Raw genomic sequence first — 17,418 nt, 5'->3', positions numbered from 1 at the left:
GGAGGGCGGTCACGTGCCGCTCGGCGTTCTAAGATGTCGGCCTCCTCCACGGATGAGGCCGACACCCCGGGTCGGGACGCCGATCCCCGGCAGACCGCCCGCGACATCGTGCTGCGGCAGCTGACCGCCACGGCCAAGTCGCGCGGCCAGCTGGCGGAGAAGCTCGCGGAGCGGGACGTTCCGGAGGACATCGCGTGGGAAGTCCTCGACCGCTTCGAAGAGGTCGGGCTCGTGGACGACCGCGCCTTTGCGGAAATGTTCGTCCGTTCCCGGGCCGAGACCCGCAAGCTCTCCCGCTCCTCCCTCCGTCGTGAACTGGCCCAGCGGGGCATCACGGGGGAGATCGCGGACGCCGCACTCGAGCAGCGCAGTGACGAGGACGAGCTGCGTGACGCCCGCGCGCTCGTCCGCAAGAAGCTCCCGGCCTCGGCGGACCTCACGGACCGCGCGGAACGGGACCGGCTCACCCGCAGACTCGTGAGCATGCTCGGCCGCAAGGGGTATCCGCCCTCCCTCGCGTTCGGGGTCGTCAAGGACGCCCTCGCCGATCTCGGCGCCGCCGCCGAGGACGAGCGCACGGACCTGGACGGCGCCGAGGTGTGGGACACCCCGTGAGCCCCCTCGCCCGCGGGTGAACCGGCTCTCCGGGCCCGCCGCCGTGGTGGCCGTGACCGGTGGGCCGGGCGGGCAATGCGCTTCGGACGCCGATCACTCGGGATGCCGAACTCCGGGGCGCGCGGGCACTCGTGCACCCGGGTGCTCCCGACCCGGACTTGGCGCGTTCCCACCGGGCCCGTGCTGGATGCCGGGAAACTTGACCCCCCTCCCTAAGATGATCTGGTGACTCAGATGCCCCACACCGCACCGGACCCCAGCCCCCTGAACGCCACGGGCGCCGTGACCGTGCCCCGCGAGGGACAGGGTGCGCCCGCCTACGAGGTGCGCACGCTGGGCTGCCAGATGAACGCCCACGACTCCGAGCGGATCACGGGCCTGCTCGAGAACGCGGGCTACGTGCCCGCGGTGGGGCGGGAGCCGGACCTCGTGGTGTTCAACACGTGCGCCGTGCGGGAGAACGCGGACAACAAGCTCTACGGGCAGCTGGGTCAGCTCGCTCCGGTCAAGCGCCGCAACGACCGCCTGCAGATCGCCGTGGGCGGGTGCCTCGCGCAGAAGGACCGCTCCACCATCGTGGAGAAGGCCCCGTGGGTGGACGTCGTCTTCGGAACCCACAACATCGGCTCCCTGCCCGTGCTGCTGGAGCGGGCGCGCCACAACCAGCAGGCTCAGGTGGAGATCCTCGAGTCCCTCGAGACGTTCCCCTCCGCCCTGCCCACCAAACGTGAGCAGGCCTATGCGGGGTGGGTGTCCATCTCGGTGGGGTGCAACAACACGTGCACGTTCTGCATCGTCCCGCAGCTGCGCGGCAAGGAGAAGGACCGGCGCCCGGGGGACATCCTGGCCGAGGTGCGCGCGCTCGTGGACTCCGGTGCGGTGGAGGTCACCCTGCTCGGGCAGAACGTGAACTCCTACGGTGTGGAGTTCGGCGACCGCGGTGCCTTCGCCAAGCTGCTGCGCGCGTGCGGGGAGATCGAGGGCCTGGAACGGATCCGGTTCACGAGCCCTCACCCCGCGGCGTTCACGGACGACGTGATCGACGCGATGGCCGAGACCCCCAATGTAATGCCCCAGTTGCACATGCCCCTGCAGTCGGGCTCGGACAGGATCCTCAAGCGGATGCGCCGCTCCTACCGGTCCACCAGGTTTCTGGGCATCCTGGACCGCGTGCGGGACCGCATCCCGGACGCCGCCATCACCACGGACATCATCGTGGGCTTCCCTGGGGAGACGGAGCAGGACTTCCAGGACACCCTGGACGTCGTGGCGGCCTCGGAGTTCTCCTCGGCCTTCACGTTCCAGTACTCCATCCGGCCGGGCACGCCCGCGGGGGAGATGGCGGACCAGGTGCCGGCGGCCGTGGTCCAGGAACGTTTCGAGCGCCTCACCGCTCTCCAGGACGGCATCAGTGCCCGGCTCAACCGGCAGCTCGTCGGCACGCGGGCCGAGGTGCTCGTCAGCGCCCAGTCGGGGCGCAAGTCCGAGTCCACGCACCGGCTCTCGGGGCGCAGCCGGGACCAGCGCCTCGTCCACTTCACGGTTCCCGACGGCGCCGTGGCGCCTCGCCCGGGCGACGTCGTCTCCGTACCGGTCACCGGCGCGGCGTCGTACCACCTGCTCGCGGACCCCGCGGACGCCTCCCAGTACGCGCTGCGCCGGTCCCGCGGCGGGGACGCGTGGGAGGCCGCGCAAGCGGAGTCGTGCGCCGCGCCGTCGTCCGCCGGCTCCCCGCAGGCCGTGGGGCTCGGCATGCCCACCCTGCGGAAGTCCTGACCGGCCGTGAGTGCACCGGACGCGGGCAGGGAAGACACCCGCATTCCCCTCGTGGCGGTGGTCGGGCCCACCGGCACGGGGAAGTCCGAGCTCGCGATCGCCCTGGCCCGGGAGCTGGACGGGGAGGTCGTCAACGCGGACGCCCTGCAGCTCTACCGGGGCATGGACGTCGGCACGGCGAAACTCACCCCTGAGGAACGCCAGGGCGTGCCCCACCACCTGCTGGACGTGCTGGAGATCCACGAGGAGGCCTCCGTGGCCGCGTTCCAGCGCGATGCCCGCCGAGCGGTGGACGAGATCCGCGGCCGCGGCCGGGTGCCGGTGCTGGTCGGCGGCTCGGGGCTGTACGTGCGGGCGGCGCTGGACGCGATCGAGTTCCCCGGCACGGACGCCACCGTCCGGGCCCGCCGGGAGGAGCAGCTGCGGGAGCGGGGCAGAGCCGCGCTGCTGCGTGAGCTCGCCGCGGTGGACCCGGGGTCGGCGGAGCGCGTCAAGGACGACCGAAGGCTCGTGCGGGCCCTGGAGGTGCACGACCTCACCGGACGCCCGTTCACGTCCTTCATGCCCGAGCGCCGCTACGTGCAGCCCACGGTCCAGATCGGGCTCGCCATGGACCGAGAGGTGCTGAACCGCCGCCTCGCGCACCGCGTGGACCTCATGCTGGAACGGGGCTGGCTGGAGGAGGTGAAGGCCCTGGAGGCGCGGGGGCTGCGGGAGAGCCCCACGGCGGGCCGGGCCCTCGGGTACCCGCAGCTGCTGGCCGTGCTGGACGGCTCGGCGACCCTGGACGAGGCCCGCGAGGACACGGTCGCGGCGACCCGTCGCTTCACCAAGCGCCAGCGCACGTGGTTCGGCGCGGACCCCCGCGTGCACTGGCTGGACGCCGGGGATCCGAACGGCATCGACGGCCTCACGGCCGGCGCCGTGCGGCTCGTGGCGGCTCAGTAGGATGACGCGCATGAACACGATCGACGAGGGGACAGGACACACAGTGGGCTGGAGCGAACTGGTGGGCGTGCGGGTGAACAAGGCGCACGGCACGGGCAACGACTTCGTGGTCTTCACGGACCGGGACGGCAGCCTGGACGTCCCTCCGGAGACCGTGGCCGCCGTGTGCGACCGCCACCTGGGTCTGGGCGGGGACGGCCTCATCCGGGCTGTGCGCTCCCGGGACCTGGAGGAGGGGCGGCGGTTGCTCGAGCGCCACCCGGACGCCGAGTGGTTCATGGACTACCGCAACGCGGACGGCTCCGTGGCCCAGATGTGCGGCAACGGGGTCCGGGTGTTCGTGGACCACCTGGTGCGCGAGGGTCTCGTCACGCTGCCGCGGGGGGCGAGGCTGCGCATCGGCACCCGGGCGGGGGTGCGCACGGTGGCCCGCACGTCGGGCGGCTACGCGGTGGACATGGGCCCGTGGAGCTTCACCCGCGGGGAGCTCGCCCGTGAGCGCGGTTCGGACTGCGTGGTCACCGCGGCCGGGCTCACGGTGCCCCGCCCGGGGGTCTCGATCGGCATGGGCAATCCCCACACCGTGGTGGTGCTCTCCGAGGGGGAGAAGCTCGACACCCTGGACCTGCACACGGCTCCCGCGGTGGACCCCGTCCCCGTTGACGGCACCAATGTGGAGTTCGTGGTGCCTCTCGAGCACGACGACACCGACCTCGGGCGCCTCGAGATGCGCGTGCACGAGCGCGGCGTGGGGGAGACCCACTCGTGCGGCACGGGGGCGTGCGCGGCCGCGGCGGCCACGAGGTTCTGGGGCGGTCCGCAGTCACCGGACCGCTGGTTCGTCCAGGTCCCCGGCGGGGTCCTCTCCGTCACGTTCGTGCCCGCCCCGGACGGCACGGAGCACGTGGTGCTCGCGGGTCCCGTGCGGGTCGTGGCGACCGCCGAGCTGGTCTAGGCCCGGGAGGGAGTGGGCGGCGTCGTCACCCGGCGTGCGTCTGCTCAGGGGCGCCGTGGGACGCAGGGTCCCTGTGGACCGTGAGGATCCGGAAACCCTTGTCCGTGGCGGCTCGCCGCACGGCGAAGTCGGCGCCGAGGGTGGCGGCGAGCCAGCGCTGCAGCGAGTCCCCGCCCAGGTTCTTCTGCACCACGAGCCACGCGGTGCCGCCCGGGCTCAGCCGAGGCAGCCACGTGGCGAGGATCTCGTGCAGCGCATCCTTGCCCACGCGGATGGGCGGGTTGGACCAGATGGTGTCGAACGTGCGCCCGGCGGGAACGTCGCCCGGCAGCAGCGCCTCCACACCGGACAGCCCCAGCGCGGCGGCGTTCTCGGCCGTGAGGCGCAGACTGCGCTCGTTGACGTCCACCGCGGTGACCCGCGCCTCGGGCGCCGCCTGTGCCAGCGCGATCGTGAGGGGCCCCCACCCGCACCCGATGTCCAGCAGCTCGCGCCCCTCGGGATCCGGCACGCTGCGCAGCAGCGCCGCCGTCCCCCTGTCCAGGTCCCCGGGGGAGAACACCCCCGCGGCGGTGCCCACCTGCACGTGCCGTCCACGCAGTTCCACGTCGATCCGGCGGGGCCTCTCGGGCAGCGTGGGATCGGAGACGAAGTAGTGCGCAGCGGGGTGTTCGGGGGCCATGGCTCCACATGGTAGTGCCCAGCGCAGCGTGTCCGCGCCCGGCGCTAGACTGGCCCGACCCAGCCCCAGCGCAGATCAAGGAACCATGACTGACACTTCTTCCCACCGGAACCACGCGTCGGATGAACCCGGGCGTTCCGGTGACCTGACCGGATCCGAGCTCGAGGACGTCGTCTCGCGCGTCCTCGCGCGTGCTCGCTCCCGCACCGAACCCGTTGTCACCGCGGACGGCCACGTCCCGGAGGACGACGCCGCCGCGCCGCGCGCGGGCCACGAGCGCCTCGGTCGCGCCCGGGAGCTCGCGGACGAGGACGACGTCCACGTCCCCTCGGACGGGGACCAGCAGGATCTCGCGGAGCGCCACGCCCTGCGGCGTGTGGCCGGGCTGTCCACGGAGCTGGAGGACGTCACCGAGGTCGAGTACCGCCAGCTGCGGCTCGAACGCGTGGTCCTCGCCGGGCTGTACTCCAGCGGCACCCTGGCGGAGGCCGAGAACTCCCTGCGTGAGCTCGCGGCGCTCGCGGAGACGGCAGGCTCGGAGGTCATGGACGGCATGCTGCAACGGCGCGTGAACCCGGACCCGGGCACGTACCTCGGCTCCGGAAAGGCACTCGAGCTCAAGGACGTGGTCGCCGCCACCGGGGCGGACACCGTGATTGTGGACGCCGAACTCGCCCCCTCCCAGCGCCGTGCGCTCGAGGACGTGGTGAAGGTCAAGGTCATCGACCGCACCGGCCTGATCCTGGACATCTTCGCGCAGCACGCGAAGTCCAAGGAGGGCAAGGCCCAGGTGGAGCTCGCGCAGCTCGAGTACATGCTCCCGCGCCTGCGCGGCTGGGGTGAGTCCCTGTCCCGCCAGGCCGGTGGCCGGGCGGCGTCGGGCGAGGGCATTGGCAGCCGCGGTCCCGGTGAGACCAAGATCGAGCTCGACCGCCGCCGCATCCGCCAGCGGATGGCCAAGCTGCGCCGTGAGATCGCGGCCATGAAGCCCGCACGGGAGACCAAGCGGCTCAACCGCCGGCGCAACGCCGTGCCGTCGGTGGCCATCGCGGGCTACACCAACGCCGGCAAGTCCTCCCTGCTCAACCGGCTCACGGACGCCGGGGTGCTCGTGGAGAACGCGCTGTTCGCCACCCTGGACCCCACGGTCCGCAAGGCCCAGACCCCGGACGGCATCGGCTACACCCTCGCCGACACCGTGGGCTTCGTGCGCTCGCTGCCCACGCAGCTGGTCGAGGCGTTCCGCTCCACGCTGGAGGAGGTCGCGGACGCGGACGTCATCGTGCACGTGGTCGACGCCTCCCACCCGGACCCGGAGGGCCAGCTCAAGGCCGTGCGGGACGTCCTCACGGACGTGGGGGCCAACGACATCCCGGAGATCGTGGCGCTGAACAAGTCGGACATCGCCGATCCCGTGGTGCTCGCCCGGCTACGCAACCACGAGAGCCCCTCCGTGGCGGTCTCCGCGCGCACCGGTGAGGGGATCGAGGAGCTGCGCCGGATGATCTCCGCGGCCATCCCGCGTCCGAACCACGACCTCGACCTCCTCGTGCCGTACGTCCACGGCGAGGTGGTCTCCCGGCTGCACGCCCAGGACGCCGAGATCCTCAGCACCGAGCACACCCCGGACGGGACCCGGCTGCACGTCCGGGTCCGCGAAGACCTCGTGGAGGACCTCCAGCAGTACCGCAGCGACCGCCCGCAGCCCCACGACGTCGGGGAACAGGACACGCAGGGCGCATGAGTGCGCCGTTCGTCGACGAGTCCGGGAAGGACGTCTCGGACGTCCGCCCGGAGTCCCTGCCCGGCGGCGCGGACGCCCTGGAGCTTCTCGATGCCGCCGTGACCGCCCTCGGGGGGCAGCGCCGCGACGGACAGCGCTTCATGGCGGCGAAGGTCGCCGAGGCCCTGCAGACCCACCGCCACCTGCTCGTGCAGGCGGGCACGGGCACGGGCAAGTCGCTCGCCTACCTGATCCCCGCGCTGGTCCACGCCCGCAGCTCGGACAAGCCCGTGGTGGTCGCCACCGCCACACTGGCACTGCAGTCGCAGATCACCGGGCGAGACGTCCCCCGGCTGCTCGACGCCCTGGAGGACGAGCTGCACGAACGTCCGGACGTCGCCCTGCTCAAGGGACGCTCGAACTACGCGTGCCTGCACAAGGTCGAGGGCGGCTACCCGGAGGAGGAGGACGCCGCCCTGTTCAGCGTCCCCGGGGGCGAGCCCTGCACAGACCGGCCGCTCGGCGGGCTCGCCCAGCAGGTCGTGCGGCTGCGCGAGTGGGTCGAGATCACCGACACGGGGGACCGGGACGACATCCACCCCGGCGTCTCGGACGCCGCCTGGCGCCAGGTGTCCGTGACCGCGAAGGAGTGCCTCGGGCGGAAGTGCCCCCTCGTGGAGCAGTGCTTCGCGGAACGTGCCCGGGCCCAGGCGGGCGAGGCGGACATCGTGATCACCAACCACGCGCTGCTCGCGATCAACGCGTTCGAGGGACTCGCGGTGCTGCCGGAGCACGACGTGGTGATCGTGGACGAGGCGCACGAGCTGCGCGACCGCGTGACCGGGGCGGTCACGGCCTCGCTGTCCGCCGCGGCCGTGCGCGCGGCAGGAACGGCGGTGCGCAAGCACACCGCGGCGTCGAGCGATGCCCTCGAACGGGCCGCGCAGGCCTTCGACAAGGCGTTCGACGACGAGCAGTCTGGTCTGCTGCCGCGCGGGTTCACCGAGGAGCAGGTCTACGCCGTCCGGGGGATCCAGGACGCCGCGCGCACCGGTCTCAGTGAGACCAAGGGGGAGACCAAGGGCGAGGACGCCGGGCGCCACGCCGCGCGCTCGCGGCTGTCGGAGCTGCTGGACACCGCGGACCGCGTGCTCGGTGCGGACACCACCCACGACGTCCTGTGGGTCTCCCGCGTGGGCCGGTGGAGCCCCACGGAGGGGTACGTGGGAACCGACGCGGGAGAGCCCGCGACCCTCAACATCGCCCCGCTGAGCGTTGCGGGGCCCCTGCGGGAAGGTCTCTTCGACGGCCGGACCGTGGTGCTGACCTCCGCGACCCTGGCCGTGGGGTCCTCCTTCTCCTCGGTCGCCGGCTCCCTGGGTCTGCAGGGTCCGGGCGCGCCGTCGTGGCGGGGCGTGGACGTGGGCAGCCCCTTCGACTACCGGCGCCAGGGCATCCTCTACGTGGCCAAGCACCTGCCCAAGCCGAGCCGGGGCGTGGCCGGCGAGCAGCTGGACGAGCTGCTGGCCCTGCTGGAGGCATCGGGGGGCGGTGCTCTGGGGCTCTTCTCGTCACGGCGTGCCGCGGAGGACGCCGCCGAGGCCCTGCGCGAACGCACGGAGCTCCCGATCCTGTGCCAGGGGGACGCATCGCTGCCGTCCCTCGTGAAGGACTTCACGGACGACCCCGCGGCCAGCCTGTTCGGCACCATGAGCCTGTGGCAGGGCGTGGACGTGCCGGGTCAGTCCTGCCGCCTGGTGGTGATCGACCGGATCCCGTTCCCGCGCCCGGACGACCCCCTGGGGACCGCGCGGACCCGTGCGGCCGAGCGCGCCGGGGGCAACGGCTTCATGACGGTCTCCGCATCCCACGCCGCCGTGCGGCTCGCGCAGGGCGCGGGGCGGTTGATCCGGGCGAGCGGGGACCGGGGTGTGGTGGCGGTGCTGGACTCCCGGCTGGCCACCGCACGCTACGGCTCGTTCCTGGCCCGCTCGCTGCCCCCGCTGTGGCCGACCACGGACAGGAGCACCGTGCTGGGCGCCCTGCAGCGGCTGAACCGGTCCTGATCCCGGGCGTTGCTCGAACCGTGCAGTCCCGCGGGTTTGCCGTCCGGCGTGATCCGGGCGGCCCTCGACCGCGCGCTCTGCGGGCCGCGCTCAGGCCGGGCGGGCGTCACAGGGAGCGGAACACCGACACGACCTTGCCCATCACCGTGGCGTGGTCGCCCAGGATGGGCTCGTAGCGGGTGTTCTGCGGCAGCAGCCAGGTGTGGCCGTCCCGCTGTCGGAAGGTTTTCACGGTGGCCTCGTCGTCGAGCAGCGCGGCCACCACGTCCCCGTTCTCCGCGGAGTTCTGCTGCCGCACGACCACCCAGTCCCCGTCGCAGATGGCGGCGTCGATCATGGAGTCGCCGGAGACCCTGAGCATGAACAGCTGGCCGTGGCCCACGAACTGCCGGGGCAGGGAGTAGACCCCCTCGACAGACTGCTCGGCGGTGATGGGCCCGCCGGCCGCGATCCGTCCCACGAGAGGCACCGGGACCATGGCGGCGTCCTCGTCGACCGCGGGCACCGCGGACATGGTGGGCACCAGGGGCGACACTGAGGCGCCGGAGGGGGACTGCTCACCCGCGGACTCCGCGGCTCCCAGGTGGCGGTCGAGCTCCTGCTGGCTGAGCGGGCGCAGCACCTCCATGGCGCGCGGTCGGCGCGGGTCCCGGCGCAGGTACCCCCACTTCTCCAGCTGGCCGAGCTGGTGGGTGACGCTCGAGAGCGAGGCCAGCCCCACGATGTCGCCGATCTCGCGCATGGACGGCGGGTACCCCCGGTCCGCAATCGAGCGCTGCACGGCGCCGAGGATCTTGGCCTGACGGTCGGAGAGTGCTCCAGCGCGCGGGCCGGGTGTCTGCTGAGCCGGGGAAGTGGTGCTCACGAGCGGGGTCCTTTCGCCGCGTCGCACACTGCGCTCCCGAAGGTTTGGGCCGCGGAGCGCCGTCCGCTTATGCGTGTCGGAGACGTGGGGTCGACTGTCACGGGTGTCGCACTAGCTTAACCCGCGCTGGCCTGCGTATTCAAATATGTGTTCGAAACAGACCTCGACAGGATTCGTACATCCGTGCTAGAACTGGTTCCAGTGATTCGAAGATGTGTTCTACACGCCACCGGCGTTCGAACACCGCCACCGGACGGTGGCACCAGACAGACCACCAGGAGGTTGCCATGACCGCTCTCACCATGCCGGGGACCGCCCGCCGCGCCGTGCTGCACGGCACCCGGGGCGCGCGGGTCCGCGTGGGCGCTGCTCGGGGTGCAGCGGCCCGGGATGCAGCGGGTCGGGGTTCAGATGGTCGCGGTGCCGCGGGTCTCGGGTCAGAGCGTCGGAGCACCCCGGCGCGAGTCGCGGGTCTCCGCGGGAAGGTCGTGCCGGGCAGCGCCGCGCGCGGGAACGCCGCACGGAGCGGTGCCGGTCGCGGCGAGACCGCGCCGGGCGGCCACGCAGGCGATGCGGCGTCTCGGATCTCGGGGATCAGGGCCATCGTGCGGGGAGTCTCCGCCGCTGAGGCCCGTCCGGCGGGCTCCGTGGACTCCGCCGCGGGGGCCGTCCTCCGACTGACCCGTCGGGGCCGGTTCCTGCTGATCGGTCTGCCGGTGGTCACGGGTGCTGCGGCGCTGCTCGTGGTGGCCGCGGTGTTCCTGCTGCCTCCTACCGTGCACGCCTCCACCGATGCGGTGGGAGCCCCGGTCACGCACAGCGTGACGGTCCAGTCCCGGCAGAGCCTGTGGGAGATCGCCGTGGCGGCGGATCCGCAGCGGGACCCCCGCGAGGTCATGCGTGACATCGCTGAGCTCAACGGCCTGACCTCCCCGGACCTCTCCGCGGGGCAGGTCCTGGAAGTGCCGTCCCGATAGACCCGGCCGTTAGACTGGGCCGGTGAATTCTCCGGAGAACACCGTCTCGTCCCTGCCGCTCCGCGACGACCTGCGTGGCATGTCCCCTTACGGGGCCCCGCAGCTGGAGGTTCGGGTGGCGCTGAACACCAACGAGAACACCCACCCCGTCCCGCCGGGCGTCGTCGAGGCCATCACCCGGGGCGTGCAGGCGGCTGCGTCGTCCCTCAACCGGTACCCGGACCGGGACTTCACCGCTCTGCGCGAGTCCCTGGCCTCGTACCTGGGTCACGGGCTCACCCGTGAGAACCTGTGGGCCGCCAACGGGTCCAACGAGATCCTGCAGCAGATCCTGCAGGCCTTCGGTGGTCCGGGACGGTCCTTGCTCAGCTTCGTTCCCACTTACTCGATGTACCCGCTGCTCGCGCTCGGCACGGGCACCGCGTTCATCGAGGGGGAGCGGGACACCGATTTCTCCCTCGACGCGGACTCCGCCGCCCGCCAGGTGCGCGAGCACGCGCCCGACGTCGTGTTCTTGTGCTCCCCGAACAACCCCACCGGCACCGCGCTCGACCTCGACGTCGTCTCGGCCGTGTACGAGGCGGGGGAGGCCACGCAGACCGTCGTGGTCGTGGACGAGGCCTATGCGGAGTTCGCGCGCCAGGGCACCCCCTCGGCCCTGACCCTGCTGGAGGGGCGGCCCCGGCTGATCGTCTCCCGCACCATGAGCAAGGCCTTCGCGCTGGCCGGGGCCCGCCTGGGGTACTTCGCCGCCGCACCGCACGTGGCGGACGCCATGCGTCTGGTCCGGCTTCCGTACCACCTGTCCTCGGTCACGCAGGCCACGGCCCTTGCCGCGCTCGCGCACCACCCGGAGCTGCTCGCGACCGTCGAGGACGTCAAGGCCCAGCGGGACCGCATCGTCTCGGAGCTCACCCGGCTCGGGCTCACCCCGGCGGTGTCCGACTCCAACTTCGTGTTCTTCGACTGCGCGGGGGACGCCCACGCCATGTGGCAGGGACTGCTGGACCGGGGGGTGCTCGTGCGGGATGTCGGGATCCCCGGCCACCTCCGGGTCACCGCCGGCACCGAGGAGGAGACCACCGCGTTCCTCGCCGCGGTGCGTGCGTGCCTCGCCACCGCATGAGGGAGCACGCCGGATCCGCGGCCTCGGCGCTGGGTGGACGTCTCGCGCGCGAGTCCGTCCGCAGAGCGTCCGCCCGGGCGTCCTAGACTGGAACGGTCCCGGGCCGTCCGTTCCGCGAGGTCACCGCCCCCGACCGTCGGCTCGAACATCCCGGGCCACGAGCGGCAGCCGCGCCCGGCGCCGAGAGCAGCAGCTCGCGGGGGCGGGCCACCCGCGGGACACCACCCACCACGAGGAGTCAGCACCACAGATGAGCGATACCGGCACACAGTTCACGGCCGCACCGGCATCCCCCGCGCCGCGCACCGCCACGGTGGAGCGCGTCACGAGCGAGTCTTCGGTGCGGGTGAGCCTGAACCTGGACGGCACCGGGGTCTCGCACATCGAGACCACGGTGCCCTTCTACGACCACATGCTCACGGCCCTGTCCAAGCACTCCTTGATCGACCTGGACGTTCACGCCCACGGCGACACCCACATCGACGTCCACCACACCGTGGAGGACACCGCCATCGTGCTGGGAGAGGCCCTGCGTGAGGCGCTCGGGGACAAGCGCGGCATCCGGCGCTTCGGCCAGGCCGTGGTGCCCCTGGACGAGGCACTGGCCTCGGCCGTCGTGGACGTCTCCGGGCGTCCCTACGTGGTGCACACGGGGGAGCCGGAGGGTCAGCAGTACCACCTGATCGGGGGGCACTTCACGGGCTCCATGACCCGTCACGTGCTCGAGTCCCTCGCCCACCACGCCCAGCTGTGCCTGCACATGGACGTGGTCCGCGGCCGGGACCCGCACCACATCGTGGAGGCGCAGTTCAAGGCCCTGGCCCGTGCGCTGCGCGAGGCTGTGGAGCCGGACCCCCGGATGGCGGATGCCATTCCCTCCACCAAGGGCGCGCTGTGAGCGCGGCACCGGCCCCCCGGATGGCGGATGCCATTCCCTCCACCAAGGGCGCGCTGTGAGCGCGGCACCGGCCCCCGCGCGGGAGGGCGACGGCGCGCAGGACGCACCGAGCGTCGTCGTGCTCGACTACGGGGCGGGCAACGTGCGCTCCGCGGTCCGGGCCCTGGAAGCGGCCGGGGCGCGGGTGCGGCTCAGCGCGGAGCCCCGGGACGTCCTGGACGCGGACGGGCTCGTGGTGCCCGGCGTCGGCGCGTTCGAGGCCGTCATGCAGGGGCTGCGGGCCGTGGACGCACCGCGGCTGATCGACCGGCGGATCAGTGGGGGCCGCCCGGTCCTGGGCATCTGCGTGGGTCTGCAGGTGATGTTCGAGCGCGGTGTGGAGCACGGGGAGCAGACCGAGGGGCTCGGCCAGTGGCCGGGCACCGTGGAGCGGCTCGACGCACCCGTGGTGCCCCACATGGGGTGGAACACGGTGCGGGCCCCGCAGGACTCGGTGCTCTTCCGTGGTCTGCAGGACGAGCGGTTCTACTTCGTGCACTCCTACGGGGTGCAGCAGTGGGAGTTCGACCAGAGCATCCCGGTGATGACCCCGCCCGCGGTCACGTGGTCCGAGCACGGCGCCCCCTTCGTGGCCGCCGTGGAGAACGGCCCCCTGAGCGCCACCCAGTTCCACCCGGAGAAGTCCTCGCACGCGGGGATCGCCCTGCTGCGCAACTGGCTCTCCACCCTGCCCCGCACGGGCAGGCTCGACGACAGGGTCCCCGAGCCCGGGACGGAGGTGACCGCATGACCGCCTCGGTCCTGGTCCTGGTGGCGGGCGCGTTCTTCGTGGGCGGCGCCCTCTCGTTCGCCCAGCAGCGCAAACCGCTGTGGTCCGTGGTGCTGCTGGGGCTCGTTGCCGCGGCGCTGATCGGCTACGGCGGCTACTCGTGGTTCACGAGCGTGTGAGCGCGCCCCGGACCGACGTGCGCGTCGCGTCGACGTCGGGCGCACCGCACGCTGCACCACCTCCGGGCCGCGGCGCCGTGCCACCGCCGACGCCGCACGCGGTCCCGACCGGGACCTGACCCCGCCCCGCCGCGGGCCACCACCCAGAACCGCGCCACCCGGCGCCCACGTGAGGAGACCCATGACAGAGAACACCGACCGTCGGCTCGAGCTGCTGCCCGCCGTGGACGTCCAGGGCGGACAGGCCGTCCGACTCGTCCAGGGCGAGGCGGGCTCCGAGACGGGCTACGGCGATCCGCTGGAGGCCGCGCGTGCGTGGCAGGACGCGGGCGCCGAGTGGCTGCACCTGGTGGACCTGGACGCCGCGTTCGGGCGCGGGGACAACATCGAGGTGCTGCGCCACGTGGCCGAGAACCTGGACCTGAAGATCGAGATGTCCGGCGGGATCCGTGACGACGAGTCCCTGGAGCGCGTGCTGTCCCTGCGCCCGGCCCGCATCAACCTGGGCACGGCCGCGCTGGAGAACCCGCAGTGGACCCACCGCGTGATCGCCGAGCACGGGGACCTCATCGCCGTGGGACTGGACGTGCGGGGCACCACGCTCGCCGCGCGCGGCTGGACCGAGGAGGGCGGGGACCTGTGGGAGGTTCTGGAGCGCCTCGAGGCGGACGGCTGCGCGCGCTATGTGGTCACGGACGTCACCAAGGACGGCACGCTGCGCGGGCCCAACACCGAGCTGCTCGCGGAGGTGGCCCGCCGCACGGACAAGCCCGTGGTGGCCTCCGGCGGGATCTCCTCGCTGGAGGACATCGCGGCCCTGCGCGAGCTGGTTCCCTCCGGTGTGGAGGGCGCCATCGTGGGCAAGGCCCTGTACGCGGGCAGGTTCACGCTCGCGCAGGCGCTCGACGTCGCGGGTCGCCCCGGTGCCTGACGACGCCGCCCGCCCCCTTCCTCCGCACATCGCCGCCCAGCTGCGCTCGGCCGGCGGCCCCACGGACACGGGTGGTCAGGCGTGGGAGGGCCGCAACCTCGGTGAGGGCACGAGCCACACGCACCAGTTCCCCGACGACCCCGGGACTGCCGATCCGGACCTGGCCGCCGCGCTCGACGCGTGGCGTGCGGGTCGGGCGGGGGAGCAGGACGTCGTGGGCGCACTGCCCGGGGTGCGGGTGTTCGTCCCCATCGTGGCGCAGGTCTTCCGGTCCCAGATCACTCGGGACGGGCTCGTCTCGGACAAGGAGGCGGACATGGCGCTCGTGAGCCTGCAGGCCTCCGACGGCCGTCAGGCGCTTCCCGTGTTCACCTCCACCCGGGCGCTGAGCGCGTGGAACGGCGAGGCCCGTCCGGTGGCCGCGGAGCTGCGCAGGGCCGCACTGTCCGCGGTGCAGGACGGCTCGTCGCTGCTCGTGGTGGACCCGGCGTCGGACCCGGCGTTCGTGGTGCGGCGCCCCGCGCTGTGGGCGCTCGCGCAGGGGCGTGAGTGGACGCCGTCGTACCGGGACTTCGCGGTGGACGACGCCGTGACCCGCGCCGCCGTGGGGATCCCCGGCATCGTCTCGGCGCTCGCGGGCCCCGGCAGGGGCGTCGACGCCGTGCGGGGTGACGCCGCGGTGCTGCGCGGCGGGGGAGAGGGCCCGGAGCTCACCGTGTCCCTGCAGCTGCGGCCCGGGTTGCCCGAGACCGAGGTGGCCGCTGCCGTGCAGGGCTTCCAGGAGGCACTGGCCGCGGAGCAGATCATGGCCGAGAGCGTGGACTCGGTCCAGCTGCGGCTGACCTCCTGAGCGCAGGAACCGCTGCGCGGGACGTGCGTGCCCGAGGGCCCCGTGCGCCGTGCTGATCCTCAGCCGGCGACCACCGGGGAACACCCGGCTCTTGGCCGAGCGGGGCCGACCCGCGCGGCCTCGACGGCGACAGCGCCGATCCACCCGACCAGGTCATCTCCGATTCCGTCGACGAAGGTTCACGCCCGGAGAACGCCGTCACCTTCCGGCTGCCGTCCCGCCGCGCCAATGACTGCGGCCCCCGGCAGGACCGGGGGCCGCAGGACCGGGGATCCGGCTCAGCCGTAGACGGGGCCGGTGAACTTCTCGCCCGGGCCGGCACCGGGGGCATCGGGGAACGGGGACGCCTCGCGGAAGGCCAGCTGCAGGGACTTAAGCCCGTCGCGCAGCGGTCCCGCGTGCTGGGACCCGATCTCGGGTGCGGCCGCCGTGACGAAACCGGCGAGGGCGGTGATGAGCTTGCGGGCCTCGTCGAGGTCCCTGAGCTCCTCGGCGTCCTCCTCCGCGGCGAGCCCGCACTTGACCGCCGCGGCACTCATCAGGTGCACCGCGGCCGTGGTGATGACCTCCACGGCTGGAACCTCGGCGATGTCCCGCATCTGGTGCCCGACCTCCTCCAGCGCCTCCGGCGGGAGGCCCGTGGCGTCGGCGGCGGGGGCCTGCTCGGTGGTTCCGGCTGACGGGTTGGCGGCGAATTCGAAGCGCTCGGGGCGCGGTTGCTCGGACATGGACCCACTGTAGAACAGGGCACCCGCCCCCGGCGCGTCCCGCCCCGTGCTCCCGGAGGACCGGCGGAGGAGTGGCCGGGTACCGCCCCCGTGCGCTATGATGGCTGGCAGTGTGCAAGCGGAGGCAACTCCCACCCGCCGCCGTTCCCGGTCCCGACCGGGAATCCCAGGCGACCGGGTACCGGACCGGACCGGTCCTCCACCCACGGTGGGGGACGTGCAGTGCGGTCCTCGTGTGGTCCCTGACCTCCGCTCGCGCGTGCCGCAGCGGAGGTTTTTTCGTTGCGGTGGCAGTCCCACCCACGGGGAAACCCACGAACTCAGGAGATTGGCATTAGCGATCCACGTATCAATGACAGAATCCGTGTCCCGGAAGTCCGTCTCGTCGGACCTGGCGGCGAGCAGGTCGGCATCGTGCGCGTTCAGGACGCGCTGCGGCTAGCCCGTGAATCGGATCTCGATCTGGTCGAGGTCGCCCCGAACGCCAAGCCTCCCGTGGCCAAGCTCATGGACTTCGGCAAGTACAAGTACGAAGCCGCGGTCAAGGCCCGTGAGTCCCGCAAGAACCAGGCCAACACGGTGCTCAAGGAAGTGCGTTTCCGTCTGAAGATCGACACGCACGACTACGAGACCAAGGTGGGCCACGCCAAACGGTTCCTCTCCGCGGGTGACAAGGTCAAGGCCATGATCCAGTTCCGCGGCCGTGAGCAGCAGCGCCCCGCGATGGGTGTGCGCCTGCTCGAGCGGCTCGCGGAAGACGTCGCCGAGGTCGGTGTCGTGGAGACCGCGCCCCGCGTGGACGGACGCAACATGGTCATGGTCATCGGGCCGCTCAAGAACAAGGCGGAGGCCCGGGCCGAGGCCCGCAAGCAGCAGCAGCGGGATAAGTCCAAGTCGGAGAACCAGCGCAAGCAGCGCGTGGACACCTCCTCGCCCGAGACGGTGACCCAGTCGATCGGGGACGCGTTCCCCGCCGAGCTGCGCGACGCGGCGTCGTCGCCCGCCGAGGACCAGACCGTGGAGAGTGCCCCCCTGGCCCCCGAGGACGAGGTCACGGCCACCGTGGCACCGGCCAGCGGGTCCGAGGAGCAGACCGCCACCCCGGCGGAGCAGGCCCCGGCCGAGAAGCCCGCCACGGCGCCGACCGAGCAGGGCACGGCGGACAAGCCCGCCGCCCCGAAGCCCGCGGCCGGCAAGCCTGCGGCGCCGAAGCCTGCGGCCGGCAAGCCTGCCGCGCCCAAGCCGGGTGCGCGCAAGCCCGGCCCCGCCGCCAAGTAGCGGCACCAGGAATTGACAGCGCCGGGCGTGCGATCGCCCGGCACCAGCGTGG

Annotated in this window: 17 protein-coding genes; 14 read left to right on the top strand and 3 right to left on the bottom strand. The window is 72.7% G+C overall.

The features are described 5' to 3' along the window. Window positions 1-33: 33 nt before the first annotated feature. The 4 genes from KRH_RS07790 to dapF all read left to right on the top strand — a co-directional run bounded on the left by KRH_RS07790 (window position 34) and on the right by dapF (window position 4,294). Complete coding sequence (locus KRH_RS07790; protein WP_041297381.1) at window positions 34-615, top strand: regulatory protein RecX; 582 nt, start codon at window positions 34-36, stop codon at window positions 613-615. 234 nt (window positions 616-849) lie between these two features. Continuing rightward, entirely contained in the window at window positions 850-2,391 is a 1,542-nt protein-coding gene (gene miaB / locus KRH_RS07785; protein WP_012398650.1) for a tRNA (N6-isopentenyl adenosine(37)-C2)-methylthiotransferase MiaB, read from the top strand. Window positions 2,392-2,397: 6 nt separating this feature from the next. After that, window positions 2,398-3,339: a tRNA (adenosine(37)-N6)-dimethylallyltransferase MiaA gene (gene miaA / locus KRH_RS07780; RefSeq protein ID WP_012398649.1), complete on the top strand. Its 942-nt coding sequence runs from the start codon at window positions 2,398-2,400 to the stop codon at window positions 3,337-3,339. Between the two features lie 10 nt (window positions 3,340-3,349). Then, a complete protein-coding gene (gene dapF / locus KRH_RS07775) occupies window positions 3,350-4,294 on the top strand; it encodes a diaminopimelate epimerase (RefSeq protein WP_050738053.1) in 945 nt (314 codons plus the stop codon). Between the two features lie 25 nt (window positions 4,295-4,319). Here dapF and KRH_RS07770 read toward each other — a convergent pair whose 3' ends face one another. After that, the gene (locus KRH_RS07770) at window positions 4,320-4,976 is read right to left on the bottom strand and encodes a class I SAM-dependent methyltransferase (protein WP_012398647.1); all 657 of its coding nucleotides are present in this window, start codon (window positions 4,974-4,976) and stop codon (window positions 4,320-4,322) included. A gap of 85 nt (window positions 4,977-5,061) precedes the next feature. Between KRH_RS07770 and hflX the strand changes: the two genes are divergently transcribed. Together hflX and KRH_RS07760 are read left to right on the top strand one after the other, a co-directional pair. Continuing rightward, window positions 5,062-6,720: a GTPase HflX gene (gene hflX / locus KRH_RS07765; RefSeq protein ID WP_012398646.1), complete on the top strand. Its 1,659-nt coding sequence runs from the start codon at window positions 5,062-5,064 to the stop codon at window positions 6,718-6,720. Next, window positions 6,717-8,765: an ATP-dependent DNA helicase gene (locus KRH_RS07760; protein ID WP_012398645.1), complete on the top strand. Its 2,049-nt coding sequence runs from the start codon at window positions 6,717-6,719 to the stop codon at window positions 8,763-8,765. The genes hflX and KRH_RS07760 overlap by 4 nt, the downstream gene beginning before the upstream one ends. Window positions 8,766-8,871: 106 nt before the next feature. Here KRH_RS07760 and lexA read toward each other — a convergent pair whose 3' ends face one another. Continuing rightward, complete coding sequence (gene lexA / locus KRH_RS07755) at window positions 8,872-9,630, bottom strand: transcriptional repressor LexA (RefSeq protein ID WP_012398644.1); 759 nt, start codon at window positions 9,628-9,630, stop codon at window positions 8,872-8,874. A gap of 605 nt (window positions 9,631-10,235) precedes the next feature. On the opposite strand from lexA, the gene KRH_RS12655 reads away from it, so the two are divergent. From KRH_RS12655 to KRH_RS07725, 7 genes are all read left to right on the top strand, one after another. Further along, window positions 10,236-10,607, top strand: a complete 372-nt coding sequence (locus KRH_RS12655) for a LysM peptidoglycan-binding domain-containing protein (protein WP_012398643.1) — start codon at window positions 10,236-10,238, stop codon at window positions 10,605-10,607. 79 nt (window positions 10,608-10,686) lie between these two features. Further along, the gene (locus KRH_RS07745) at window positions 10,687-11,733 is read left to right on the top strand and encodes a histidinol-phosphate transaminase (protein WP_050738118.1); all 1,047 of its coding nucleotides are present in this window, start codon (window positions 10,687-10,689) and stop codon (window positions 11,731-11,733) included. A gap of 250 nt (window positions 11,734-11,983) precedes the next feature. Beyond that, the gene (gene hisB / locus KRH_RS07740; protein WP_012398641.1) at window positions 11,984-12,631 is read left to right on the top strand and encodes an imidazoleglycerol-phosphate dehydratase HisB; all 648 of its coding nucleotides are present in this window, start codon (window positions 11,984-11,986) and stop codon (window positions 12,629-12,631) included. A gap of 55 nt (window positions 12,632-12,686) precedes the next feature. Beyond that, window positions 12,687-13,421, top strand: a complete 735-nt coding sequence (hisH, locus tag KRH_RS07735) for an imidazole glycerol phosphate synthase subunit HisH (RefSeq protein WP_012398640.1) — start codon at window positions 12,687-12,689, stop codon at window positions 13,419-13,421. After that, window positions 13,418-13,579, top strand: coding sequence for a hypothetical protein (locus KRH_RS12400; RefSeq protein WP_012398639.1), 162 nt, complete (start codon window positions 13,418-13,420; stop codon window positions 13,577-13,579). The genes hisH and KRH_RS12400 overlap by 4 nt, the downstream gene beginning before the upstream one ends. Before the next feature lie 181 nt (window positions 13,580-13,760). Further along, window positions 13,761-14,510, top strand: a complete 750-nt coding sequence (gene priA / locus KRH_RS07730; protein WP_012398638.1) for a bifunctional 1-(5-phosphoribosyl)-5-((5-phosphoribosylamino)methylideneamino)imidazole-4-carboxamide isomerase/phosphoribosylanthranilate isomerase PriA — start codon at window positions 13,761-13,763, stop codon at window positions 14,508-14,510. After that, on the top strand, window positions 14,503-15,360 hold the full coding sequence (locus KRH_RS07725; protein WP_012398637.1) for an SseB family protein: 858 nt from the start codon (window positions 14,503-14,505) through the stop codon (window positions 15,358-15,360). The genes priA and KRH_RS07725 overlap by 8 nt, the downstream gene beginning before the upstream one ends. 278 nt (window positions 15,361-15,638) lie before the next feature. Here the strand turns inward: KRH_RS07725 and KRH_RS07720 are convergent, their stop codons facing one another. Beyond that, the gene (locus tag KRH_RS07720; RefSeq protein WP_012398636.1) at window positions 15,639-16,088 is read right to left on the bottom strand and encodes a DUF1844 domain-containing protein; all 450 of its coding nucleotides are present in this window, start codon (window positions 16,086-16,088) and stop codon (window positions 15,639-15,641) included. Between the two features lie 282 nt (window positions 16,089-16,370). Here KRH_RS07720 and infC point away from each other — a divergent pair, with 282 nt between their 5' ends. Beyond that, complete coding sequence (gene infC / locus KRH_RS07715; protein ID WP_105590506.1) at window positions 16,371-17,366, top strand: translation initiation factor IF-3; 996 nt, start codon at window positions 16,371-16,373, stop codon at window positions 17,364-17,366. Window positions 17,367-17,418: the final 52 nt, after the last annotated feature.

The organism is Kocuria rhizophila DC2201 (genome assembly GCF_000010285.1).
Classification (GTDB): Bacteria; Actinomycetota; Actinomycetes; order Actinomycetales; family Micrococcaceae; genus Kocuria; species Kocuria rhizophila_A.
The sequence above is the reverse complement of the archived record's forward strand: the minus strand, read 5'-3'. Positions and strand labels throughout refer to the sequence as shown.